Below are 23852 nucleotides of genomic sequence, written 5' to 3'. Positions count from 1 at the left end.
TATATATATGTTTGTCAAACCATTTGGAAAGTGTTAGAATGGTCTTATAAACATAAGAAAGGAGTCATAATTATGAAACTTATATTGGCAATTATGTCAAATGATGATAGTCCTGCTGTATCAAGCGCATTGACTAAAGAGAACTATCAGGTAACACGTTTAGCAACAACAGGAGGATTCTTGCGTGCAGGAAATACAACTCTTATTGTTGGTACTGATGATGATAAAATAGAAAGAGCTATCGAGGTTATTGGAGAATATAGCAGAAGACGTACAGAAGTTGTACCTAGCACTGCATCTTATGATATTGGTAGATATGCATCTTTCCCTGTTGAAGTACAGGTGGGTGGCGCAACAATCTTCGTGATTGATGTAGAAAAATTTATTAAACTATAATGAAGAAAAGGCGATCCGATTGGACCGCCTTTTAATTTAGAATGTGAGAGTAGATGAAATTCGCAATTCCATCATGATCATTATCATCTGTGATATAATCCGCAACACTTTTTGTTTTTTCACTTCCATTTGCCATTACGACACCCACACCAGAATGTAATGTCATATCATAATCATTGTCCGCATCTCCAAACGAACAAACTTCATCCAATGTAATGTTATGCATATCTAATAGTTCTTTCATACCACTTGATTTTGAAATACGAGGATCCATATATTCAAACAATACACTTGCGGTAATTAAGGCAGAAGCCTTAAAATGCTCGTCGTGAAATGTTTTACTACGTTCTACAACTTGATCCATATAGGATTCTTTACATACAATCATTACTTTTAATTGAGGCTTTTTTAACATTTCATCATAATCTACAACAAAGTAAGGTTCTTTATCACCTTCCGATAACATACGAATAAGTTCATCATCCTTAGGTGCGTACAATACGCCCTCTAAAGGAATGGCAAAGTTCACATCCATATCTTCATAATGTTTCATAATCATTTTGATAAGTTCTCCATCTAGTGGATACGTTTCCTTTTTGGTATTTGTTTTTGTATCATAAAGTTCAGAACCACCACTACCAACAATAACATCTACACAATCTTCAATGCCCCAGTCTTTTAATCTTTTTTTGATTCCTAATACATCACGGCCGCTGCATAATCCAAAGAGAACACCTTGGTTACGTACATCTTTGATAGCTTGTATTGTTTTCTTTGATACGACTTGTTCAGTGGTTAATAAGGTGCCATCGACATCGCACATAATTGCTTTTATTTTTTTCATTTTTCCATTCCTATTCTTCATTGTTATAAATATGATACTGATTCTTACCTGAGTTCTTTGCGATATAAAGTGCTTTATCTGCATTCACAAAGAGCTCTTGATAGGTCGTCCCATGTTGTGGATAAATGGCGATACCAATGCTACAAGTGATATTGCTAAACTCATCTCCATTCAATGAGATGGAGGAAATTGATTTATGAAGTTGTGCTGTTCTAATTCTAATAACATCTTCATAAAGCATTTCTGTATTTTCAACTAAAGCAACGAATTCATCTCCACCAATTCTAGATAGAATATCACTATTTCTGAAAGATTGTTTGATCGCATTCCCTAGTTCTTGTAAGACATGATCTCCAACCGCATGTCCCATTGTATCATTAACATTCTTGAAGTTATCAATGTCAATAACAAACAACACATGGTGGTGATCAGGATTACGTTCGATTGCTTCTTGAATTTCAAATTCTCCCGTTATTTTATTTAATATCTTAGTAAGGCCATCCATTTTACTACGTTCTTCAAGGATTAACGTATTTGATTTCTGTGTATTGATGTCTTCAATAGAACCGAACACACGCATTATAAATCCTTCATTATCTTTTATTGCACGTGCTGTTATTTTACACCAAATAAATTCTCCCGTTGCTTTCTTTAACTTGCACTCAATGATACCTTGAACTTGTTCCCCTTTGATGAAAGAGTCAAGCAATGGAATATAGGTATATGTATTGTTTTCGCAATAGTGGGCTGTAATCGATAAAAATTCATGATATTCTAATTCATACCCAAATTTAGCTTTCCACAAATCTGAAAAAGTAATGATATCTCTTCGTATATCCCATTCAAAAACAACGAATTCCGTTTGTTCAATAATCATTTTATATCGTTGTTGTGAAATCAGTAGACTTTGTTGTACATTTTTCAATTCTGTTATATCAACAAGATTAATATTAAACCACAGAATACCATGTGCATCTTTTACTAAATGTCTACGATCCATTACCCAAACGATTTCACCACTCTTATGTACGATTCGATAACTGAAAGATAAGGCATGTGCATGCTTATTCTCATGTATAACTCTAGCAAGTTCATCTTGTAATTTCTTCACATCTTCTGGATGAATGATAAGTGCTAAATCATTATCAAACTTCTCTTTGAATTCTTCTTTTGTATATCCAGATAAGTTAGAGAACTCATCATTCAAAAATTTTATGTTTTTATGTTTGTGATATTCGTACATAATCAGACATCCAGGCGTATTATCGATAATCGCATCCAATTGTCGATTAACTATTTTCACTTCTTTTGTTGCCTTTCTTTCATAATGGGCAATCAAAAATAGCGCAATTATAAGGAGTATGATAAGTTTTGCGGTAAATAATAGAGTGTTGTTATATGCTTTATTGACTTGTGAACTGATAATATGGTGGGGAAATATAGAAATGATCATCCAATTATTTTCCTCAATAGGACAATAATATGCCAACTGTTCTTTTCCATTGAATGTGTAATGAACAACATCACTTTTTCCATTTTTGAAATCTTCTTCAATTTTTTTGAGTGAATTCTTATCTTCTATATTGGAACGGATGAGACCATCGAAGAAATTATCGCTGAAGATTTCTTTGGTTTTAGAAATAATCGTACCATCTTTTTCCACAATAACAGCATTTTGACCTTCATCACTCATAGAAAACTGTAAAAAATTAGTGAACATATTTGTATCAATAGTACTTCCAATAACACCTATAACTTCATTGTTGTTCCAAATGGGTACTGACATAATGACTACATCATCGCTCGAAGATTTCGAAAACGTCTTATTAGAAACATATGTTTTTCCATTCATGACCTCTTTGAAAAAAGTTCGATTACTTGAATCTTCTGTTTCGTTGTTAATTGCATGTGTAGTAATACCCTGTGTATTCGTAATCGAAAGATTTAAATAGTTATCATCAATGCTTTGCTCATATAAAACTTTCATCATTACAGGATCTTCAATATCGTCAAAAGCACTTGCTTGCGCCGCAAGAGATGTTAGAATCAATTCTGTATCTTTTAACTTATTGCGAAGGGTCAACGATAAGTTATTATTTACTTTTTTAGCCATCGAGTGAATATAGTCGCTTGTATACTTATCATTTTTAAATGCATAGTCAAAAAAGCTTAACCCTGCTAGTAAAAACAGGATAAGCAGTATACAAATAATCTTTATATTTTTACTTTTTACGAATGATACTTCCATGACTTCTCCTTATTATAAAAAGGGGGGATATCTAATTTATATTATATCATTATTTTGTAGGAATTGATATTTTGTTTAACATATCGAAGTTTTCAGATAAAATACACAAAAGAAAAGATCATATTTCATGATCTTTCTAGAGTGCGCTTTTCCCATTGATGATAACGTCTTTTATTTGCAAATTATGATCTAATATAACAAGATTGACTTTCTTTCCCAATCCAATTTCTGTTGTATAAGACTTTAGGATTTTTGCGGCATTGGTCGAACATAATCGAATGCAGTCCATCAAATCATATTGTGCTTCTTTATACAAAAACTGAAAGATATTTAAAAGATCGCAACAACTACCAATCAATAAGTCATCTATGTAGATAGCATGATTTTTATAAGTGAAGCCATCTGTTGGTTTGATATCACGCTCATCTTCATATCCGGAGTAAATCGTTCCATCGCTCACCGCAACGACGCGTTCACTTCCAAGTAATTGAAGTACCCATTTCAACATTTCTTTCTGCATATGTACACGGTCCATAATGATCTCACAAGTACAATTTGACGCAAAAATTGCGTCCATCATGGTGGCTTGATGATGATCTATTCTTGGCATTGTATTTCCTAAGTGTGTAATTTGTGTAGCCCCTGACTCAAAAGCTTCTTTGGTCTGTTCAAAAGTAGCATTGGTATGCCCTAAAGAAACATGTACACCATATAGATTCAAGAGTTGTATTGCCTCACTCGCGTGTTTTAATTCAGGAGCAATTGTCATAATTTTTATACAGTCATGATACTTTGATAAAAAGTCTTCCAATTCACCCAAATGAATTTCACATAGTTTATCCAAATTTTGTGCACCACAACACTCTGGATTTAAATAAGGACCTTCTAAATGAAATCCTTCAAACTGGGCTCCTTTATAATCACCCTGAAATACACTAGAATATACTTTTATAATTTCTTCGTACTCCGCTAGAGAACGCGCAGATATGGTAGCACAAAATGAAGTGATCCCACGTTTTGGATAGGCTAATGATAATGCTTTTAAATTTTCTGGAGTCGCATTATCACATGCAAAAGAGCGAAACCCATGGGTATGAATATCCACAAACCCTGGAATGGCAATATCGCTCGACATATGAGGAGATTTGTAATCAATTCTTTCCACATACCCGTCTTCTAAATAAAGGTCACCAAACACCATCGTACCTTCTTGTATAAATTTGATATTCTCAATTATTTTTTTCATGGAGACACCCTCTTCTTCTATTATTGTATTTCATGTAATAGCCTTTTACAAGCGTATTTCAAAACTTTTTAAGCCGTCTTTAAAATATCTTAAGAAATTTTGAAACTTATTCTTTAGATGTTTCGTTTACTATATGAGAGAAGGAGATGAGGATATGGTGGAGACAATGACAATAATATTACTTATCGGATTCATAATTATATCTATACGTTGTGTAAATTTTATACAACGATCCATGAACATTAAAGAAATTATATTGGAGGATACTTGTCACAGGAAAAGTAAGGTATAATGAAGTAAAGAAAATGAGGGATGATTATGCACAAGATTTTAATCGTAGAAGATGAGGCAGTGATTGCGGACGCTATAGAGATATATTTACGTAATCAGGGATATATAACATACAAGGCGAGCAATGGAGCACTTGCATTAGAAGTACTAAAGGAAGAATCCATAGATTTAGCGATTGTGGATGTTATGATGCCAGTTATGGATGGGATTTCTTTAACTATGAAAATTCGTGAATCTTACGATTTTCCAATCATCATTTTATCAGCGAAATCAGAAGATATTGATAAAATAACTGGATTAAATATCGGAGCGGATGATTATGTATGTAAACCATTTGTGCCAATGGAATTATTGGCAAGAGTACATGCACAACTTAGAAGATATGAACGCTATCTTTCAAAGAAAGAATGCAAAGAAGAAAAAGATGTTTTGCTATTGGGTGGAATTGAACTTCACAAAGATCAAAAAGTTGTATTTGTGAACGGAGATGAAAAGAAACTTACGCCGATTGAATTTAAAATATTAGAAATGTTCATGGAATATCCTGGAAGAGTTTTTTCAAGTGAAGAAATATATGAAAATGTTTGGAAAGAGAGTGCTATAAATACGGAAACGGTTATGGTACATATTCGAAACTTAAGAGAGAAGATAGAAATTGATGCAAAACGTCCTACTTATATAAAAGTGGTATGGGGAGTTGGTTATAAAATTGAAAAACAATAAAAGGAGGTACTTATGAAAAAGCATAGGATAAGCAAACAGACTAGAATCTTGTTTGTGTTAATATTTGTGGCATCCTTAATCATGGTTGGGTTTGGACCTAGTTTATATAGAACGGCATCGAATGATGCTAACGAAATATTTAAATTCGATCAAGAAGTTGAGATAAAGCAAACATACATGAATTCTACAGAAATCATGGAGAAAGTATTGAAAGCAAGTGTTCCATTATATCTTACGTATTTAGAAGGCATAACCCCAAAAGAAGGTATTCCAAAAATTACTTCTGACTTGTTATTATGGGATGCGGAAAAGCTAGATGAACAAACAAGGACTAACTTTCAAACAGCCATAAGCGAAGGAGCAAAAGAATCACAACAAGAACTACCACAGCTACAATACTATATAAGAGGTCATTCAGATGTTACAAAGGAATATGTAAATGATGACTTACTAGAAGGATTTTTTGATGGAAATCCTGCACAAATATATGGTTCATATTGGTATGTAGCCTTTACTATAGACAAATATGGTAATCTGAATATAGCTATGAGCAATACAATGTATGATTCATTAACCTTAAATACTACCTTTCAAAGGGTTGCCTCAGATTATACAGCGGACATACCAAACATATCTATGAAGAACATAAAAGATGTAGATTTTGTATTTGCGCTTTCACCAAGTGCATTAAAAAGTATTGATATTGGGGGAACAACTACTTATACAAGTTATGATAATAGTAATCTGTACTTCGAGCATTATAGAGCTTCTAATGTAACAGGTTGTTACTTCATTATCTTACCGTTGTTCCTCTTGGTAGTACTCTTGTTGCCATTTGAAGCCATGAAAAAATCAAAATTGATTGAATGGGCGATTACAAAACAAGGAGCTTGTTTAGTTCTAATAGGTCTTGTGGTTGTTCATGTTGTATTGTTTACTGAGGCGGCAAGAATATCAACATTAATTGCTTTTTATGGTAGTTTCATAAATATGCTAGTAGGGTTATTTGGATTTATGATCATTTATCTATTCCCTGCATTAGCTATCTTTATATGTAAAAAAATTTATTTTAAAAGCACGAAAAAATTAGCAAAAGATTCAAGTGATGTCTATCGTTTGTTAAGTATTGTAGATGAAAGTGCACAGAGATTTAAGCGCTATATTAGCACGGTAAGTTTTTCATCTTTAATGAAAAAGAAACTTGTAATTATATCTACTTTGAATGCACTAGCAGTATTGTTTATTATGTTCCTATTTGTTTCTTCGAACACGCTTAAAACATTGATTCTATTATTGATACTGTATGCTATAGTAATTTATGTTTTACTATATAAATATTTTAAAACGATGAAAAAAGATCATGATGTATTATCGGATGTTATATGTAGGTTGTCAAAAGGAGATTTTCATCAGAATGTAGAAGAAGATATGGGAATGTTTAACACTTTAAAAGAAAGCATTTTAGTGATTCAAACAGACTTCCAAAATGCAGTTGAACAAGAAGTACATTCACAGAAAATGAAGACGGAACTTATAACAAATGTTTCCCATGATTTAAAAACACCACTAACATCGATGATTAGTTATATCGATTTGTTGAAAGATCCATCATTGGATCAGAAAACACGAGCAAAATATGTTGGTATTTTGGAAGATAGCTCTGCACGTTTGAAGCACTTGATTGAAAATCTATTTGAAATTAGCAAAGCTAATAGCGGTAGCGTCGCATTAGAATATATGGATGTAGATGTTTTATCCCTACTTCAACAAGTGGAGACAGAGTGTGATGTATCATTAAAACAAAGACATTTACAATTACGTAATCAGTTTCCAAAAGATAAAGTAATTCTATCTTTGGATTCTCAAAAGGCATATCGTATATTCGAAAATCTTATCAGTAATGTTTCAAAATATGCATTAGAGAAAACAAGAGTATACGTAAATGTTGAAGACTTTGGATCAATGGTAGAAGTATCTATCAAAAATGTATCAAAGAGTGAGCTTAACTTCGACCCTGAAGAAATCATGGAACGATTTACTAGAGGAGATAAATCCCGTAATACAGAAGGTAGTGGATTGGGCTTAGCAATCGCAAAAAGCTTTACAGAACTTCTTGGTGGGAATATGAAAATTCAAATTGATGGAGATTTATTCAAAGTTACCATTCGCTTTTATCGCGGTGTTGAAGAAGATTCTTAAAATTCACAAAAACAAGGTCATAAAGACTTTGTTTTTTTCTATATACTTTGCCCAATGAGTTTAGGAATAGTATAATAAAGATATATTCAAAGGAGGGCTTGAGAAATGAGCAGATATTTAATCGTGAATGCAGATGATTTTGGTTTAAGCGAAGCTGTGAATTATGGGATCTTAAGAGCTTTTAAGGAAGGGATTGTTACTTCAACGACAATTATGGCCAATATGCCAGGATATGAACATGCTATACAACTGGCGAAGGAAAATCCAGGGTTACATATAGGTGTACATTTAACACTCACCACGTATAAACCATTGTTAAAGAATCGTAAACATATTGTGATGGAAAATGGCTATTTCCATGATAAGAACAAAATCGATGAAATTGACACAGAAGAAGCATATGAAGAATTAAAAGCACAGATTGAAAAAGTATTGGAAAGTGGGATTGAGATTGATCATTTAGATTCTCATCATCATGTACATGCACAACGTGTATTGAAAGATGTAATGGAACGTTTGTCTAAAGAATATCAGTTACCTTTTAGAGGAGGCTTTTCATACGATAGTCATATCGAAAAGTTTAGTAATTCGAATATTGAATTCTATGATAAAGGGATTACAGTAGAAACATTTAAGAAGATAGCAAAAAACGTAAAAGAAGGAGAAATATGCGAGATTATGTGTCATCCTGCTTATGTAGATCATTTCTTGTACAATATTACGAGTTACGCATTACAGCGCATCGATGAATTAGAAATCTTATGTAGTGAAGAAGTTAAACAAATACTTAAGGATGAAGATATCATACTGACAACATATTCACAAATACAGTAGAAAGGAGGCATTCATATGTTAAGGGTTGCTATTGTAGAAACAGAAGAAATCGCAAAAAATATTATGTTTGAACTTGCATCCCTACTAGAAAATCAGGAATGGTCTTTTCAATACTTTACGAAGATATCTCAATTAGCAAATGCTGAGAATAAAAAAGAATTTCAAATTATTATCTTTCACGAAAAGTTTGAAATTCCTCGTGTGAATCAATCGTTTGTACTAAACAAGCCACAGCGTATTGTCATCTATACGAAAACAAAAATTACAAAAGCAGAAAAAGAAATATTACCATTTTCAAGAATATTCTATATTGATCGAGTATCCATAAAGCATGAAGTGAAACGTATATCCAAATATATTGAGCTTCTATTGAAGAATCAGGAAGAATATTTGTTTTCTTATAACAATGTAGAGGTTCCGTTAAAAATTAAAGATATTTACTACATTGAAAAAGAAGATAAATACTTGATTTATCATACAAAGCGAGGAGAGTTTCGCGAACGAAAAAATATGAAGGATGCAAATGAGAACTTTAAGAACTATCACTTTTTATGGATTCATGCTAGTTATCTAGTGAATATGCAATACATAACACAGATACATTCTGATATTGTGTATCTTTCAAAAGAACAATTACCAATATCAAGAGCAAAAAAAGCTGAAGTTAGTAAGACTATTCGGAAGTTTATGAAACTTAAAATTGAAGAATGATACCAAAAATTCCATATAATTACTAATCTTTCCACTTCCATTTACAAAGTGATTTGAAAGGCTATAATAGAGGTATAAAGAAGCAAAAGAAAAAAGAGAGCGGTGAGAAAATGGGAAAGTTTGAAAGTTAAATATTAGATCATCAGAAGTGAAATGATTTCTTGTATAGGAGTTATGGTGAATAATATTTAACGAAAACAAGAAAATACGGAGTGGATATCGAAATACATGCCTGATGAAACGTTGGTGAAAGCAACCCAAGAATCAGGAAGTGACAAAGTGATGCGTCAACTATGAAAATAGAATCCGAATTATGAAGTGATATTAAATATGTTATAGATGGCTGGAAAAAGAATTAGAATTGAAAGCAAATCATAAAGATCTAAGCATAAGATTTACGGAAACTGAAATTAAGTTACAAATAAAGTAATAGGTATTCAGATAACAAAGGAATCAAATACTATAGGAAACTTGAAATAAGCGGGAAAAGGAGATGAAGAACCTGCGACATACAAATGTGAAAATCCTATAGAAAGTATCACAGAAATAAGAAATGATGTATTACAATTTTAACAGATGTAAAGACATCGAAATACAATTGAATAGATATACGCCCCCGAATATTCGGGGGTTTTTTCATAAAACAAGTTTGAGAATCATGTGAAATAGTAGAAAAAGTGTAAAAAAATTTAAAATTTTAAATAAAAAAAAGAACAATTTATAAAATCAAAGGGAAATGATTACATGTGATGTATTTCATGATAATATGTAATTGTAAATATATAAGGGAGATTATTATGAAAAAATTACTATGTATGGCATTTGCTGTAATATGTCTGAGTGCATGTGGCGGCGAAAAAGAAACAAAAACAATGGTTTGCTCATTAGAACAAGAAACGAGCGGAATAAAAACAGAAATGAATATGGATATCGGATATGAAGGAAATAAAGTAGTTACTCAAAATCAAGAAGCTATTATTACTGCAGATTCTAAAGAAGTTTATGATGCAATGATTCCTACACTAAAAGCTTATTCAAAAGAAGATGAATACAAAGGTATGGATGGAGTTACATATACAATCAAAGAAGATGAAGAAAACCTTCGTATGGTAGAAAAAGTAACATTAGATTTCTATAAAATTAGTGCGGATGATTATAAAACGGTATCTGGAGATCCCAATATAGATCTTAAAAAGGATAAAATCGATGTTGATAAAACAAAAGAAAAATTAGAAGGCCAAGGATTCAGTTGCGTAAAATAATAGAAAGAGGAAAATATTCCTCTTTTTTTTGGCCATTTAGCTGTTTACTTCTTTTTACATTTTTTACAGCATTTATTTTGGCCTGGTCGTAGAACATAGACGAGATATAGCGGAACTACAATGATAATAATTAATTTTATCATATTTACACCTCACCCATAAATATGCAAACTTAAAAGAAATGGTATAGTTTTATGACGATTTGTGATAAAATGTCGGTTGCGTATAAAATTCATAAAGTAAATGTTCGCTTAGACGTCTAAGTTTGATATAATAATAGATACTGGAGGGATAACATGTCCGATAAATTTCATAAAGAAGATTTAGAAATGGTCTTACAAACTCGTGGAGTGATTCTTAATGATATACAAAAAAAACAATTTCAAGATTACGCAGAAATGTTAGTAGAGTGGAATCAAAAAATGAATCTAACAGCGATCACGGATATTGATGAAATTTATGAAAAGCATTTCTTGGACTCTTTGTTACCTTCTTTTGAAATGACGATTCAAGGTACATTCTGTGATGTTGGGGCAGGGGCTGGATTTCCAAGTATCCCTTTAAAAATAATATATCCAGAATTAAAGGTTACGATCGTTGAAACTTTAGGAAAAAGGATTACTTTTTTAGAAGCTTTATGCAAGAAACTTAACCTAAGTGATGTTGCATGTGTACATGCTCGTGCAGAGGAATACGCAAAAGATCATCGTGAAAGTTTTGATGTTGTCAGTGCTCGAGCAGTGGCAAATCTTACGATGCTTTCCGAGCTTTGTATTCCATTGGTTAAAAAGGGTGGAAGTTTTCTTGCGCTAAAGGGTGCCAATGGGGACGAAGAATATGCATTGGCTGAAAAAGCAATTCAGATTCTAGGATGTAAATTGAAAAAAAGGGATGAAAAAGAGTTGGTGGATGGTTCTAAACGTGTAAACTTTGAGTTTGAAAAAGTAAAGAGTACACCTATGAAGTATCCAAGAGCATTTGCTCAAATTAAGAAAAATCCCCTATGAGGAGGAATTATATATGAAAGAAACTAAGATAATTATGATTGATCAGGTTCAACCGAATCCTTATCAACCTAGATTAGAATTTAATGATGATGCATTGATGGATTTAGCACAATCAATTCGTGAGAATGGGCTAATTCAACCGATTACAGTTAGAGAAGTAGACGGAAATTATCAAATTATCGCGGGAGAAAGAAGATTTCGCGCATTAAAATTAAATGGCGCTGTAGAAGTTCCTGTTATGATTATGGATGCTAATGATATTCAAATGGCTGAAATGGCACTTGTGGAAAATATACAAAGAGAAAACCTAAGTGCGATAGAAGAAGCAAAATCATATTTGGATATTATGAAATATACAAATATGAACCAATCTGAATTAGCACTACGTGTTGGAAAATCGCAATCTTCAATTGCGAATAAAATTCGTTTGTTAAATCTTGAAGATGATGTTCAGAGTGCAGTTAGTTCAAAAGTCATTACAGAACGCCATGCACGCGCTTTGCTTAGTTTGGATGGAGAAAAGCAACAAAAGGCATTGGATAAAATTGTGAAAAAAGGATTAACGGTTGCGCAGACGGAAAAAATGATCAAAGAAGAAAGCCAACCGAAAGATGATAAAAAGAAAGTGATGCTAAAAGGTATCAGTAAAAATATTAAAATAGCAATTAATACAATTCATCAGGCAGCCGCAATGATTAAGCGTGCTGGTACTGAAGTAGATGTAACACAGGTTGAGTATGAAGATGATGTCATTATCACCATACGCATCCCTAAATAGAAAGGAAGAGAACTATGGGAAAGATTATTGCCGTATCAAATCAAAAAGGCGGGGTAGGAAAAACAACAACCTCTATTAATCTAGCAGCAGGACTTGGCTATTTGGGAAATAAAGTGTTACTGGTTGATTTTGATCCACAGGGAAATGCAACACAGGGAGTAGGCGCAGAAGTTGGCGAAGATAAATTATCGGTATACAACCTAATAATGGAAGACTATAGTGTAGGCGATATCATTAAGAAGGTACAATCACCTCCATTGGATATCATACCTGCAAATATTTCTTTAGCTGGGGCAGACCTACAGATGGTTAAGTTTGAAGTTGGTAAAGAAGAATTACTTAAAAATAAATTAGAACCAATCAAAGATCAATATGATTTTATCATTATCGATTGTCCACCATCTTTAGGGTTATTAAATACAAATGCATTAACGGCAGCAGATTCCGTAATGATTCCTGTACAGTGTGAATATTATGCATTAGAAGGTGTTACACAGCTGTTGTTGACAATACGTTTGGTTCAGCAGTTATTCAACAAAAACCTTGTGATTGAAGGTGTAGTGTTAACTATGTATGACGCAAGAACAAAGCTTAGTGTAGAAGTACAACAAGAAGTGCGTAGACACTTTAAAGAACGTGTATATAAGAATTTCATTCCTAGAAATGTAAAACTAAGTGAAGCTCCTTCTAGAGGAATGTCCATCTTTGAATATGATGTAAAGTGCGAAGGCGCAAAAGCATATGCAGGATTAGCAAACGAGGTATTGAAGCTTAACAAAAAAGTGAAGAACTAAGGAGGTTTTACACATGGCAAAAAAAGAAAGTGCACCAAGACTTGGCAAAGGTCTATCTGCAATCTTTGGTGAAGATGTAAGTAGTGTTCTAGAAGATATTCAACAAGGAAAAATGGATGTACATACAGATTCTAAATTTGAAGTAGATGTGGATGATGTAAAACCAAATCCTTATCAGCCGCGTAAAGTGTTTAACGATGAAAAAATACAAGAATTATCAGACTCTATTAAGCTACATGGTGTGTTTACTCCTATCTTAGTTAAGAAAGCAGTAAAAGGATATGAATTAATTACTGGAGAACGTCGATTACGTGCTAGTAAACTAGCTGGATTGAAGACAATACCTGCTATCTTAATGGAATTTGATGATCAACAGATGATGGAAATTGCATTATTAGAAAATATTCAGCGTGAAGATTTGAACGCTATTGAAGAAGCGCAAGGGTATGAAAAACTAATTAAGAAACTTGGATATAAACAAGAAGAATTAGCAAATCGTATCGGTAAATCAAGAGAACATGTAGCCAATATGTTGAGACTTTTAAAATTGCCTAAGACTGTCCAAAATCATGTGATTAATGGAGAACTAAGCATGGGGCATGTGCGCGCATTGTTGGCGCTTCATGATGATAAGCTTATGGAAGAAGTAGCAAAAAAGGCAATTGGACAAGGAATGAGTGTTCGTGCAGTAGAAGCATTTGTAAAACAATTGAACGAGCCTAAAGAAGCATCTGTCAAGAAGGCTAAAGACATCAATCTTGAAAATGTTGAGAATAGACTTCAAACACGATTTCAAACCAAAGTATCTATTAGTGATAAGCAAATTACAATCAAATATAGTGGTAATGATGATTTAAATCGAATTCTAGAAGTATTAGGTGGAATCGAAGAAGAATAAATATAAGGCGGTAGAACATGAAAATGATCTATCGTTTTTTTATGTAAAAAAACGAAGTGCAGTTTAGTGCATTTCGTTCATTTTATAAAAATATTAATGCAACCCTTTATATGATTAATCTGCATATATCAGTTCGATACCATATGAATCTATTAGTTTTAAGACAGCTTCTGGAGGTGCAGGATGTGTTGTGATAATCTTGTTTATCTTATCAACTGTGCAAAAAGAGAATAAATTGTTGTTGTGGAATTTATCACTTGTTGCTACTAAAATTATTTCATCAGCAGCTTCTACCATAGCTTTCTTTACTCCGATTTCAATATCTAATGTAACTGTCAAACTCAAATCTTCGCGCACACCAGTGGTAGCAATAAATGCTTTATTCGCATGGATACTTTTGAAGTAATCTTCTGCCGCTCCTCCTACTGTACACATACCTCGAGGAGAAAGTAATCCTCCTGCCAAAAATAATGAATGTTCACTATCATTAAGAATATTGGCGGCACATATAGAATTCGTCGCAATACTAATATGACTGTGGTTAAACAGTTCTTTTGCAATTGCGTAAGTAGTTGTTCCAGAATCTAAGATTATAGAATCATCTTCTGTAATATATTCCATTACCTTTTTTGCTATTAAACTTTTTTCATTCTCGAAAAGAACTTTTCTAAGTCGGTACGGCTGTTGAATTGCGTGGTGATTACTTGGTAATGCAACCTTACCACGGTGTCTTACAGCTAATCCTTCTTTTTGAAGCTCTGTGACATCTTTTCTAATTGTTACCAGCGAAACTTGTAAGTTATCTGATAACTCTTGTAATGTAATTTCTCCTTTACTAAAAAGGATTTCCTGTATACTTTTTAATCTATTGTTCATAATTCTCCTCATTCTCATACTATAATACTATATCATAAGTTTCGAAATGTCAATGAAAGTAAAGAAACGAAAGTGAGCCTACTATTTTAGATAATGCGATATTATACCTATATTCGGTAGCTAAATAAAGTATACGAAAAATGTTTATTTAGGATTGACTTTAAAATAAGTAAGTGATATATTTGAATTAAAGAAAGAAACGAAAGCCAAAACGAAAGCAAACGTAACGTAAAAATTTCGTTTTGTGCATTTGTTATTAAGGAGGGTATTATGAACAGAGTAGCATTTGAATATTGGATGCCAACCAAAATTCATTATGGCGAGCATTCTCTTGAGCATTTAAAAGATGAAATACAGGGAAATAACATCTTTATATTAATTAGTAGAACTCTATACAAAAATGGAACAGCAGAAAATATAAAAAAAATTCTTTGTGGAAAGGAAGTTACATTCTTTTATGAAATTGAACCAGATCCATCTACAAACTGCGTAAACAAAGCTGTAGAAAGAGCAAGAAATGTGAAAGCAACTACAATTGTTGGAATTGGCGGAGGTAGCTGTATAGATGTTTCTAAAGCAGTCGCTTGTCTTGCGAACAAAGAAGGAAGCATTGAAGATTATATATCTGGTAAAGTTTTTGAAAAAAGAGAAACAAAACTTATTCTTATTCCCACTACTGCAGGGACAGGGAGTGAAGTTACAAGCGTTGGTGTTTATACAGATAGTAATAAAGGAGTTAAGAAACCATTAGTAAATAGTCAATTCTATGCTGATGTGGCTATCATAGACCCAGTATTAACATATACAACTCCACCTAAGGTAACAGCGAATACAGGTATGGACGCATTTGCTCATGCATTAGAATCTTATTGGAATGCTAATAGTAACCCTATTAGTGATGCGTTGGCAATGAATGCTATGAATTTAATTTTAAACAACATAGAAAAGGCGTATATAGAACCAGATAATAAAGCAGCACGACAGAATATGATGCTTGCTTCCTTATTGGCAGGACTTGCATTTACACAAACCAGAACGACTGGATCACATGTATTAAGTTATCCGATATCAGCAATGTTTCATTGCACACATGGAGAAGCATGTGCTGTAACCTTACCGGCATTTATTAGAATTAGTCATGAGTTAGCATCTAACAAAATGATGAAATTAGAGTTCCAGCTAAACTATCAAAATGAGCATGAGTTTGCAGTTGCGATTGAAAAACTATTAGATAAAATTAATATGCCAAACAAACTGTCTCAATTAGGAGTTCACAAAGATGATATAGAGAAAATTGCAAATGATGCGATGAATTATAAAAATCAACTAGATTTAACACCAGCAACTATGGATGTTGATAGTTTGAAAAAGCTGATGTATAGCATTTTATAAGAAGGAGAAAGATTATGACAGAAAAAGAACTTCAACGACATGCCAATTGCATTCGTAAACTAACATTACAAACTATTGCACGTGTTGGTAAAGGACATGTTGGAGGAGCACTATCTTTGTGTGAAGTAATGAGTGTTCTTTATTACAAACAGATGAACATAGATCCTTTACATCCAAAATGGGAAGACCGAGATCGCTTTATATTATCCAAAGGACATGCAGGTCCAGTTGTATATGCTGCACTTGCTTTGAAAGGATATTTTGATGTAAAAGAATTAGAAACTATGAATGAAATTGGAACACGTATTCCAAGTCATTGTGATGGCCGGTTGACAACAGGGATCGATATGACAACAGGTAGTCTTGGACAGGGATTCAGTGTAGCCTCAGGTATGGCAAGTGCAGCAAAACTTGATAAAAAAAATTTCTATATTTATTGCATTATTGGCGATGGAGAAAGCCAAGAAGGACAAGTATGGGAAGTAGCAATGTACGCTGGAAATCATCAGCTTGATAATTTAATTGTTTTCACAGATTATAACAAAATGCAGATTGATGGACTTACATCAGAAATTAATAGTTTGGAACCATTGGATAAAAAATGGGAGGCTTTTAATTGGTATGTACAAACGGTCGATGGCCACGATATAAAAGCAATTGATAAAGCAATCGATAATGCGAAAAAGATAAAGGGTAAGCCATCTATGATTATATTGAATACTGTAAAAGGGAAAGGTGCATATTTTGCGGAAAATAATCTTGCGAGTCATAGTATGAATGTTTCAAAAGAAGAGTGCGACAAAGCAATTCGATTATTAGATGAATTGGAGGAAGCAATATATGATTGAATTAACAAAAGATATAGAAGACTTAAAGGTTACTTATGCAAACCTATTGATAGAAAGCGCAAAGAACAATGAAAATATCGTGATTGTGGAAGCAGATTTGATGAAGAGCTGTGGTATTGATAGGTTTAGAGATTTATATCGAGATAGAACATTTGATGTTGGAGTGGCAGAGGCAAATATGATTTCTATGGCAGCAGGGTTAGCTAATATGGGAAAGATTCCCTTTACACAAACATTTGCTATTTTTGCTTCTCATCGCTGTCTTGATCAAATAAATCTAAGTGTTGCATATGCAGGTATGAATGTGAAAATGTGTGGTTCTGATCCAGGTATTACAACAGAATTGAACGGAGGAACGCATGAATGTATGGATGATTTAGGAATCATGAGAGCAATTCCAACGATGACAGTATTTGAACCTGTAGATTGTATAAGTCTTAAAAAGATGTTTCCTCAATTATTACTACATAAAGGGCCTGTATATATAAGATTATTGAGAGGTCGCTGCGAAAAAGTTTATGAAGAAGATAGTGAGATTGTTCTAGGGAAAGGAAATATTATAAAAAAAGGAAAAGATGTATCTATATTTGCAACAGGTATCATGCTGAGCGAAACGATAAAAGCTGTAAATATTCTAGAAAAGGAGGGGATTGATGCGGAAGTTATCAACATTCATACAATCAAGCCATTGGATATCGAATTAATAGTGAATAGTGTTCAACGTACAGGGTGTGCTGTTACAGCGGAAAATGGAACTGTATATAACGGTTTAGGAAGCGCTGTGTGTGAAGTGGTAAGTGAGCATTATCCCTGTCCAGTGAAACGCATAGGTGTTCAGGACCATTTTGGCGAAATTGGCCATGTAGACGAATTGAAAGTAAAAATGAATATGAGTGCAAATGATATCGTTAAAGCTGTAAAGGCAGTAATTAAGAAAAAGGATAGATAGGAGCGAAGTTATGTATGTATCAATGAAAAGCATGTTAGAACATGCAAGAGAAAATGGATATGCAGTAATGGCAGTAAATTGTGTCAATATGGAAGAAGCAAAGGCTTGCATTGAAAGTGCAGTTGAAGAAAAATCGCCTATTATTTTAAATATTTCTCCAAGACAAATGCGCTTGCATGGACATAGTTACGCAATGCAGCCCATGATTCAAAAAATGGCAGAAAATGCAGATGTTCCAATAGCATTTAATTTAGACCATGGAGCGAGCTATGCAGAAATCAGTGATGCTATTAGGGATGGTTTTACGAGTGTTATGATTGATGCATCTAGTTGTAGTTTTGAAGAAAATGTCCATAGAACTCAACTGGTTTCTGCAATGGCACATGCAAAAGGTTTATCATGTGAAGCAGAACTTGGACATGTTGGCGATGCATTGTCAGGTGATGGAGGCAAAGCAGATTATTATACGAGTGTAGATCAAGCTGTTGAATTTGTGAAAAGAACCAATTGTGACTGTCTTGCTGTTGCTATTGGAACAGCCCATGGAAGTTACCCCAAAGGGATGATACCAAAACTTGATTTTGAACGCTTAAGTGAACTGCATGATGCACTAGATATACCTCTTGTTTTGCACGGAGGAAGTGGAGCTGGTAGTGAGAATATACAAAAAGCTGTTGAATTAGGTATTAATAAAATAAATGTAAATACAGATATTATGATATTGGCAGTTGATGTCATGAAGCAAGCTTTGAAAGAAAATCCAGATTACAATTATATGGACCTAATGATTTTGGTGGAAGATTCTATCAAAACATATATCAAGGATTATATGCGTTTAATAAAATCTAGTGGTCGATATGTATTCAATACTGAACAACAGAAAGCACAAGATTAGGTAGAAATATGAAAATAGCACTGATAAATGAGAGCAGTCAATCTACAAAGAATATACTTATATTACAAGTATTAAGAGAAGTTGTGGAGCCTATGGGACATGAAGTATTTAATTATGGGATGAATGACAATGACAAAGGATACGAAATCAATTATGCAGACGCTGGTTTATTAGCGGCGATATTGTTAAATACAAATGCAGTGGATTTTGTTATTACAGGATGTGGAACTGGAGAAGGAGCATGCATGGCAACAAATATTTATCCACACGTGTATTGTGGCTATGTAAAAGATTCTATGGATGCTTATCTATTTTCTCAAATCAACCATGGGAATGCGATATCAATGCCATTTGCGAAAGATTTTGGTTGGTGCGCTGATTTAAATTTAAGATATATTTTTAAAGAGTTGTTTGGTTGTGAACACGGTGTTGGCTATCCTGTAGATCGAGGTCCTGTTCAAAAAGTATTTAGAGAATACTTTAGCAATATAAAGAATGCAGTAAGCGAGGATATGGAACATATTTTAAAACGAATCGATTCATCCGTTATCAAAAAGGTAATAAATTCCAAAAATTTCAAGTTGTTCTTTGAAAAAAATGCGGTGTACAATAACACCAGTATTTACATTTCAGAATTTATGAAAAAGGAGAAACTATGAGAAAAATACTGATTGCAACACATGGCAGGACTGCAAGTGGAATACGTTCTACAGTAGAACTATTTATGGGAGAATTACCAATTGAGTGTATCGATGCTTATTTGGGAGGTGCAGAAGAGAATTATGTAATCGATATCAAAAAGTTTGTAGAAAGTATAACAGTCGATGATGAAGCTTATATATTTACAGATTTACTTGGAGGAAGCGTACATCAACAAGTCATTGCAGAAGTAATGAAATTTTCTCAAAAGAAAATAGTAGTCATTACAAATGTAAATGTAGCCATCGTAATAGAATTGTTAACAAATCAGAAATTCAAATCTGTGGAAGAAGTGAATCAAATGGTAACAGAAATTAATATGATGCCTGTAGCAGTTGATCCTTTGAAACTATTTGAACATCATCACGATATCATAAATGATGATGACTTTCTTGATTAGTTTAATAAAGAAGAAAGGAGAACATATATGATTCCATCTTTGAGAGTAGATGACAGATTAATTCATGGACAAATTGCTTTGGTTTGGTGCAAAGAATTTGGAACAAATCGCATTGTAGTAGCAAATGATAATGCAGTTACAGATGAAGTGACACGTGTTTCACTTCAAATGGCAACTCCAACAGGAATTAAGCTTTTAATTAAAACCGTGGACGATGCAATTCGTTTGTTTCATGATCCAAGAGCTAAAGAAAAAGATATGTTTGTACTTACAAATAATATCGTAGATGCTGTGAAAATTGTAAAAGCATGCCCTGATTTGATTAAGTCTGTTAATGTTGCAAATGTCGGACGTTTTGACACATTGCCACCTTCTGAAAAAACAGTAATTTCAAGTACAATCATTGTCAATAAGGATGAAATGAATGCATTGAAAGAATTGGCAGAAATGGATATTAAAGCATATCAACAAGTAATCCCTAGTGATTCAAAGAAATCAGTAAAAGACTTAATAAAAAAATATTAAGAAAGAGGAGAAAATAAATTATGGTTATGAGAGCATTTTTAGCTGCCTTAGCTTACTTTATCTGCTTTGGTGGTAACTGGTTGTTTGGTCAATCGATGACTGAACGTCCAATCGTAGTCGGATTTGTCACAGGCTTATTTTTGGGGGATGTAACAACTGGTATTATTATTGGTTGTGCAGTTGAAGCTATCTTTATGGGTTCTGTAAACATTGGTGGAAATATATCTGCAGAACCTGCTGCCGCCGCCGCATTTGCAGTTGCTTTCGCAACAATGGAAAATATTAATGCAGACACAGCTCTTGCATTAGCTGTTCCAGTAGGCGTATTATCGGCATTCTTGTTTATGATTATCAATAATATGTTATATAACTTCACTGCACCAGCAATAGATCGATTAGCAGAGAAGAATGATGCTAAAGGTTTGATTCGTATGAATTTCGGATTATGGTTTCTTCGCTTCTTAATCGTTGCAGTCTGTTTGTTTGCCGCAATCATGGCAGGAGAATCTGCAGTACAGTCATTCATTGATAAAATTCCTGCGGCAGTATTAAGTGGATTAACTCTTGCAGGTAAATTCTTGCCAGCAGTAGGATTGTCAATTTTGATGAAAATGCTTTGGTCAAAAGAATTATGTGCATATTTCTTCTTAGGGTTTGTATTATATACATATTTAGGATTACCACATGTTGCAATCGCAGTAATTGCTGGAATCATTGTCGTAGTTGTTGCGTTGCGTGATAAAGAAGTGTTTGATTTGAAAAATAAAAGGGTGGGTATCGAAACAATGGTTGATGAAGAGGAGGATTTCTTTGCATGAAACTAAAAGCAAATGTAAGTGCTGAAGATAGAAAGATGTTAAATTCCATTTGTTGGCGTTCAATGTTTTTATCATCAGGGCGTTGTGGTGGACAAGTGCGTATGCATGCTGTCGGTTTTATTTATAGCATTTTGCCTGCGTTGGATCGATATCATAAAGATCCTGAAAAACATAAAGAATCCTTGGTTCGTCATACTACATATTTCAATATGACACAGGCTGTATCCACATTCTGTATGGGAATCGTAGCAGCTATGGAAAAAGAAGCGGATGAAGATCCAGATTTTGATCCAGCATCCATCGCTGCTGTTAAGACCTCATTAATGGGCCCAATGTCAGGAATAGGCGATTCTATTTTCTGGGGTGTATTAAGACTACTTGCAGCGAGTATCGCCATTGGGTTTGGTGCGACTGGATCAATTGCAGCACCATTTATTTTTCTTGCCTTATACAACATTCCACAAATCATTTGTCGTTATTATCTGACATATGCTGGATTTACCCTTGGAACAAATTTCTTGTCCACTATGCAGAAAACGGGCGCCATGAAGATACTAACAAAAGCGGCATCCATCCTTGGTTTAATCATGGTTGGAGCAATGGTTGCTTCAACTGTAACATTCAGCTGTAAGCTATCCATTCCAGTTGAAGGCGCAGATCCAATTATGATACAAACATATCTAGACTCTATCTTTAAAGGGCTAGTGCCAATAGCATTAGCATTAGGATGTTTATATGCGCAACTCAAAAAAGTGAATATAAACTTCATCATGTTAGGTGTGTTCGCTTTAGCAATTGTATTAGCATTGTTGGGAGTTGCTTAAACGTAAATAGAAAACGCAGAAGTTCAAATTCTTCTGCGTTTTTCTTGTTTTGAATTGAAAAAAGGAAGGATTATTCGTTCTTCCTTATACTATATAACGCTTTTTAATAATTCTTCTGCAGAGATACCATATAGCTTCGCTAAAGCTAAAAGATTCGAGGTACTTGGTTCAGAAGTAGCACTTTCCCATTTTGAAACAGCTTGTCTACTAACACCAAGTGCTTCTGCCACGAACTCTTGTGTCATCTTACATTTTAAACGTTCCTCTTTTAAAGCTTGTGATAATGATTTCTTAATCAAATTCTTTTCTTCACGAACTTCCTTTGATTTTCCATATTTCAATAAAACGCGGATAAGCAAAACAATAAGGGTGATAAATATGCTAATCGTAACAAGTGAGATTAAAATTAAAATGAATGAAATTTTCATAATTAGAACTCCTTTCTTGATATTCATAGCATAGCATTTTCGAAATATCACATCCACCAACTATAACGCTAGAATAGGTTGCATATTACTTATTCTTTTTTATCAACTACTCGTGCCATAGAAACACGGTCATTTAAATTAGAATTGAAGTTCTTATTGAAATAGACACTGAAAAGGATATCAAAGATAAAACGAATGGAGTCTACTGTAGCAAAATTAGAAATTTTAGAATATAAGTCCTCATTAGAAGGTAAATGAAGACAAATGTCACTCAATTCTGAAATTGGATTTGCTTCGCTTGCACTCAAAGAGATGATTGGTACATGTTGACTCTTTAAAATGGTAGCTGCTTTCACTACATTTTTTGTTCTCCCACTATAAGAAATAATTATACCTAGGTCTTCTTTCTTGAGTGTCTTTGCAATATAGCTCATACCCATATCATTCGTACATGAGACAAGTTTTCCCATCCTTGTCATTCGGTAACAGAAATCCTCACTTGCTAATAAAGAATACCCTTCACCAAAAATATGTATTCTATCTTGTTTAGCAAGCATTTGTGCAGCAAGCTGTAAATCCGCAATAGCAAGAGAGCGTAACGTATCCTCAATATTGTTTTTCTTCATTGCGCATAATTTATTCGCAATAAATACAGGAGAGTCATTTGCTGTAAAAGGAAAATTGAAATCAACATCACCGATCTGTTTAATTTCAATATATAATTCTTTCAAAAAACTTAATTTAAAATCATTCCACCCATTGAACCCCAATTTTTGTGCAAATCTTACCAATGTAGATTTTGAAACATAATTTGAAGAAGCAATCTCATTCACGGTAAAGTTTGCGATGTTCTCTTTTTCATTTAAAACGAAATTTCGGATGATGAGTTCCGATTGAGAGAAGACATCGTTGTTTTCCATCATTTTCAATAGGTTCATATTGTTGTCCTCATTTTTTTGTATTATAA

25 protein-coding genes are annotated in these 23852 nt (G+C 33.5%); 19 read left to right on the top strand and 6 right to left on the bottom strand.

Annotated elements, in window-relative coordinates; translation table 11 throughout:
• The first annotated feature begins 72 nt into the window (after positions 1-72).
• Positions 73-396: a cyclic-di-AMP receptor gene (locus ACWG0P_RS04400; protein ID WP_002606956.1), complete on the top strand. Its 324-nt coding sequence runs from the start codon at positions 73-75 to the stop codon at positions 394-396.
• A 31-nt stretch (positions 397-427) separates the two neighbouring features.
• On the opposite strand, the gene ACWG0P_RS04395 is transcribed toward ACWG0P_RS04400, so the two are convergent.
• The 3 genes from ACWG0P_RS04395 to ACWG0P_RS04385 form a co-directional block, all read right to left on the bottom strand.
• Positions 428-1240 (bottom strand): Cof-type HAD-IIB family hydrolase, encoded by an 813-nt coding sequence (locus ACWG0P_RS04395; RefSeq protein WP_455800660.1) that lies wholly within the window; start codon positions 1238-1240, stop codon positions 428-430.
• A gap of 10 nt (positions 1241-1250) precedes the next feature.
• On the bottom strand, positions 1251-3488 hold the full coding sequence (locus ACWG0P_RS04390) for a sensor domain-containing diguanylate cyclase (RefSeq protein ID WP_455800659.1): 2238 nt from the start codon (positions 3486-3488) through the stop codon (positions 1251-1253).
• 136 nt (positions 3489-3624) lie between these two features.
• The gene (locus tag ACWG0P_RS04385) at positions 3625-4734 is read right to left on the bottom strand and encodes an N-acetylglucosamine-6-phosphate deacetylase (protein WP_455800658.1); all 1110 of its coding nucleotides are present in this window, start codon (positions 4732-4734) and stop codon (positions 3625-3627) included.
• Between the two features lie 318 nt (positions 4735-5052).
• On the opposite strand from ACWG0P_RS04385, the gene ACWG0P_RS04380 reads away from it, so the two are divergent.
• The 9 genes from ACWG0P_RS04380 (at position 5053) to ACWG0P_RS04340 (ending at position 14231) form a co-directional block, all read left to right on the top strand.
• Positions 5053-5748, top strand: a complete 696-nt coding sequence (locus ACWG0P_RS04380; protein WP_455800657.1) for a response regulator transcription factor — start codon at positions 5053-5055, stop codon at positions 5746-5748.
• A gap of 12 nt (positions 5749-5760) precedes the next feature.
• Positions 5761-7947 (top strand): sensor histidine kinase, encoded by a 2187-nt coding sequence (locus ACWG0P_RS04375; protein WP_455800656.1) that lies wholly within the window; start codon positions 5761-5763, stop codon positions 7945-7947.
• A gap of 105 nt (positions 7948-8052) precedes the next feature.
• Entirely contained in the window at positions 8053-8781 is a 729-nt protein-coding gene (gene chbG / locus ACWG0P_RS04370) for a chitin disaccharide deacetylase (protein WP_455800655.1), read from the top strand.
• Positions 8782-8796: 15 nt separating this feature from the next.
• A complete protein-coding gene (locus ACWG0P_RS04365) occupies positions 8797-9492 on the top strand; it encodes a LytR/AlgR family response regulator transcription factor (protein WP_455800654.1) in 696 nt (231 codons plus the stop codon).
• Positions 9493-10289: 797 nt separating this feature from the next.
• Positions 10290-10754, top strand: a complete 465-nt coding sequence (locus tag ACWG0P_RS04360; RefSeq protein WP_455800653.1) for a DUF1307 domain-containing protein — start codon at positions 10290-10292, stop codon at positions 10752-10754.
• Between the two features lie 296 nt (positions 10755-11050).
• Complete coding sequence (rsmG, locus tag ACWG0P_RS04355; RefSeq protein WP_455800652.1) at positions 11051-11761, top strand: 16S rRNA (guanine(527)-N(7))-methyltransferase RsmG; 711 nt, start codon at positions 11051-11053, stop codon at positions 11759-11761.
• Between the two features lie 13 nt (positions 11762-11774).
• Positions 11775-12539: a ParB/RepB/Spo0J family partition protein gene (locus ACWG0P_RS04350; protein ID WP_455800651.1), complete on the top strand. Its 765-nt coding sequence runs from the start codon at positions 11775-11777 to the stop codon at positions 12537-12539.
• 14 nt (positions 12540-12553) lie between these two features.
• Complete coding sequence (locus ACWG0P_RS04345; protein ID WP_455800650.1) at positions 12554-13333, top strand: ParA family protein; 780 nt, start codon at positions 12554-12556, stop codon at positions 13331-13333.
• 13 nt (positions 13334-13346) lie between these two features.
• Positions 13347-14231 (top strand): ParB/RepB/Spo0J family partition protein, encoded by an 885-nt coding sequence (locus ACWG0P_RS04340; protein ID WP_455800649.1) that lies wholly within the window; start codon positions 13347-13349, stop codon positions 14229-14231.
• Positions 14232-14345: 114 nt separating this feature from the next.
• Here ACWG0P_RS04340 and ACWG0P_RS04335 read toward each other — a convergent pair whose 3' ends face one another.
• A complete protein-coding gene (locus ACWG0P_RS04335; protein WP_455800648.1) occupies positions 14346-15107 on the bottom strand; it encodes a DeoR/GlpR family DNA-binding transcription regulator in 762 nt (253 codons plus the stop codon).
• A gap of 270 nt (positions 15108-15377) precedes the next feature.
• Here ACWG0P_RS04335 and ACWG0P_RS04330 point away from each other — a divergent pair, with 270 nt between their 5' ends.
• Genes ACWG0P_RS04330 through ACWG0P_RS04290 form a run of 9 tightly spaced genes read left to right on the top strand, consistent with a single transcriptional unit; the run spans position 15378 to position 22457 of the window.
• Positions 15378-16499 carry an iron-containing alcohol dehydrogenase gene (locus ACWG0P_RS04330; RefSeq protein ID WP_455800647.1) on the top strand — a complete coding sequence of 374 codons (1122 nt, stop codon included), beginning with the start codon at positions 15378-15380 and terminating at the stop codon, positions 16497-16499.
• Between the two features lie 14 nt (positions 16500-16513).
• The gene (locus tag ACWG0P_RS04325) at positions 16514-17347 is read left to right on the top strand and encodes a transketolase (protein WP_455800646.1); all 834 of its coding nucleotides are present in this window, start codon (positions 16514-16516) and stop codon (positions 17345-17347) included.
• Complete coding sequence (locus ACWG0P_RS04320; protein ID WP_455800645.1) at positions 17340-18296, top strand: transketolase family protein; 957 nt, start codon at positions 17340-17342, stop codon at positions 18294-18296. Before ACWG0P_RS04325 ends, ACWG0P_RS04320 begins: the two co-directional genes overlap by 8 nt.
• A gap of 10 nt (positions 18297-18306) precedes the next feature.
• Positions 18307-19191 carry a class II fructose-bisphosphate aldolase gene (locus ACWG0P_RS04315; protein ID WP_455800644.1) on the top strand — a complete coding sequence of 295 codons (885 nt, stop codon included), beginning with the start codon at positions 18307-18309 and terminating at the stop codon, positions 19189-19191.
• Positions 19192-19199: 8 nt separating this feature from the next.
• Positions 19200-19850 carry an RpiB/LacA/LacB family sugar-phosphate isomerase gene (locus ACWG0P_RS04310; protein ID WP_455800643.1) on the top strand — a complete coding sequence of 217 codons (651 nt, stop codon included), beginning with the start codon at positions 19200-19202 and terminating at the stop codon, positions 19848-19850.
• Entirely contained in the window at positions 19847-20290 is a 444-nt protein-coding gene (locus ACWG0P_RS04305; RefSeq protein ID WP_455800642.1) for a PTS sugar transporter subunit IIA, read from the top strand. The genes ACWG0P_RS04310 and ACWG0P_RS04305 overlap by 4 nt, the downstream gene beginning before the upstream one ends.
• 27 nt (positions 20291-20317) lie before the next feature.
• The gene (locus ACWG0P_RS04300) at positions 20318-20815 is read left to right on the top strand and encodes a PTS system mannose/fructose/N-acetylgalactosamine-transporter subunit IIB (protein ID WP_455800641.1); all 498 of its coding nucleotides are present in this window, start codon (positions 20318-20320) and stop codon (positions 20813-20815) included.
• Positions 20816-20835: 20 nt separating this feature from the next.
• On the top strand, positions 20836-21633 hold the full coding sequence (locus tag ACWG0P_RS04295; RefSeq protein WP_455800640.1) for a PTS mannose/fructose/sorbose/N-acetylgalactosamine transporter subunit IIC: 798 nt from the start codon (positions 20836-20838) through the stop codon (positions 21631-21633).
• Positions 21630-22457, top strand: a complete 828-nt coding sequence (locus ACWG0P_RS04290; protein ID WP_455800639.1) for a PTS system mannose/fructose/sorbose family transporter subunit IID — start codon at positions 21630-21632, stop codon at positions 22455-22457. The genes ACWG0P_RS04295 and ACWG0P_RS04290 overlap by 4 nt, the downstream gene beginning before the upstream one ends.
• 89 nt (positions 22458-22546) lie before the next feature.
• Here the strand turns inward: ACWG0P_RS04290 and ACWG0P_RS04285 are convergent, their stop codons facing one another.
• Entirely contained in the window at positions 22547-22885 is a 339-nt protein-coding gene (locus tag ACWG0P_RS04285; protein WP_455800638.1) for a helix-turn-helix domain-containing protein, read from the bottom strand.
• Between the two features lie 89 nt (positions 22886-22974).
• Positions 22975-23823 carry a MurR/RpiR family transcriptional regulator gene (locus tag ACWG0P_RS04280; RefSeq protein WP_455800637.1) on the bottom strand — a complete coding sequence of 283 codons (849 nt, stop codon included), beginning with the start codon at positions 23821-23823 and terminating at the stop codon, positions 22975-22977.
• Between the last annotated feature and the right edge of the window lie 29 nt (positions 23824-23852).

The sequence above is a fragment of the Amedibacillus sp. YH-ame6 genome (assembly GCF_053848845.1).
Note: the sequence above shows the minus strand (reverse complement) of the source record. Positions and strands in the feature narration are given on the sequence as shown.

Coding starts and splice junctions, on each gene's coding strand:
- ACWG0P_RS04400 (WP_002606956.1), top strand. CDS start 73: ATGAAACTTATATTGGCAATTATGTCAAATGATGATAGTCCTGCTGTA.
- ACWG0P_RS04395 (WP_455800660.1), bottom strand. CDS start 1,240: ATGAAAAAAATAAAAGCAATTATGTGCGATGTCGATGGCACCTTATTA.
- ACWG0P_RS04390 (WP_455800659.1), bottom strand. CDS start 3,488: ATGGAAGTATCATTCGTAAAAAGTAAAAATATAAAGATTATTTGTATA.
- ACWG0P_RS04385 (WP_455800658.1), bottom strand. CDS start 4,734: ATGAAAAAAATAATTGAGAATATCAAATTTATACAAGAAGGTACGATG.
- ACWG0P_RS04380 (WP_455800657.1), top strand. CDS start 5,053: ATGCACAAGATTTTAATCGTAGAAGATGAGGCAGTGATTGCGGACGCT.
- ACWG0P_RS04375 (WP_455800656.1), top strand. CDS start 5,761: ATGAAAAAGCATAGGATAAGCAAACAGACTAGAATCTTGTTTGTGTTA.
- chbG (WP_455800655.1), top strand. CDS start 8,053: ATGAGCAGATATTTAATCGTGAATGCAGATGATTTTGGTTTAAGCGAA.
- ACWG0P_RS04365 (WP_455800654.1), top strand. CDS start 8,797: ATGTTAAGGGTTGCTATTGTAGAAACAGAAGAAATCGCAAAAAATATT.
- ACWG0P_RS04360 (WP_455800653.1), top strand. CDS start 10,290: ATGAAAAAATTACTATGTATGGCATTTGCTGTAATATGTCTGAGTGCA.
- rsmG (WP_455800652.1), top strand. CDS start 11,051: ATGTCCGATAAATTTCATAAAGAAGATTTAGAAATGGTCTTACAAACT.
- ACWG0P_RS04350 (WP_455800651.1), top strand. CDS start 11,775: ATGAAAGAAACTAAGATAATTATGATTGATCAGGTTCAACCGAATCCT.
- ACWG0P_RS04345 (WP_455800650.1), top strand. CDS start 12,554: ATGGGAAAGATTATTGCCGTATCAAATCAAAAAGGCGGGGTAGGAAAA.
- ACWG0P_RS04340 (WP_455800649.1), top strand. CDS start 13,347: ATGGCAAAAAAAGAAAGTGCACCAAGACTTGGCAAAGGTCTATCTGCA.
- ACWG0P_RS04335 (WP_455800648.1), bottom strand. CDS start 15,107: ATGAACAATAGATTAAAAAGTATACAGGAAATCCTTTTTAGTAAAGGA.
- ACWG0P_RS04330 (WP_455800647.1), top strand. CDS start 15,378: ATGAACAGAGTAGCATTTGAATATTGGATGCCAACCAAAATTCATTAT.
- ACWG0P_RS04325 (WP_455800646.1), top strand. CDS start 16,514: ATGACAGAAAAAGAACTTCAACGACATGCCAATTGCATTCGTAAACTA.
- ACWG0P_RS04320 (WP_455800645.1), top strand. CDS start 17,340: ATGATTGAATTAACAAAAGATATAGAAGACTTAAAGGTTACTTATGCA.
- ACWG0P_RS04315 (WP_455800644.1), top strand. CDS start 18,307: ATGTATGTATCAATGAAAAGCATGTTAGAACATGCAAGAGAAAATGGA.
- ACWG0P_RS04310 (WP_455800643.1), top strand. CDS start 19,200: ATGAAAATAGCACTGATAAATGAGAGCAGTCAATCTACAAAGAATATA.
- ACWG0P_RS04305 (WP_455800642.1), top strand. CDS start 19,847: ATGAGAAAAATACTGATTGCAACACATGGCAGGACTGCAAGTGGAATA.
- ACWG0P_RS04300 (WP_455800641.1), top strand. CDS start 20,318: ATGATTCCATCTTTGAGAGTAGATGACAGATTAATTCATGGACAAATT.
- ACWG0P_RS04295 (WP_455800640.1), top strand. CDS start 20,836: ATGGTTATGAGAGCATTTTTAGCTGCCTTAGCTTACTTTATCTGCTTT.
- ACWG0P_RS04290 (WP_455800639.1), top strand. CDS start 21,630: ATGAAACTAAAAGCAAATGTAAGTGCTGAAGATAGAAAGATGTTAAAT.
- ACWG0P_RS04285 (WP_455800638.1), bottom strand. CDS start 22,885: ATGAAAATTTCATTCATTTTAATTTTAATCTCACTTGTTACGATTAGC.
- ACWG0P_RS04280 (WP_455800637.1), bottom strand. CDS start 23,823: ATGAACCTATTGAAAATGATGGAAAACAACGATGTCTTCTCTCAATCG.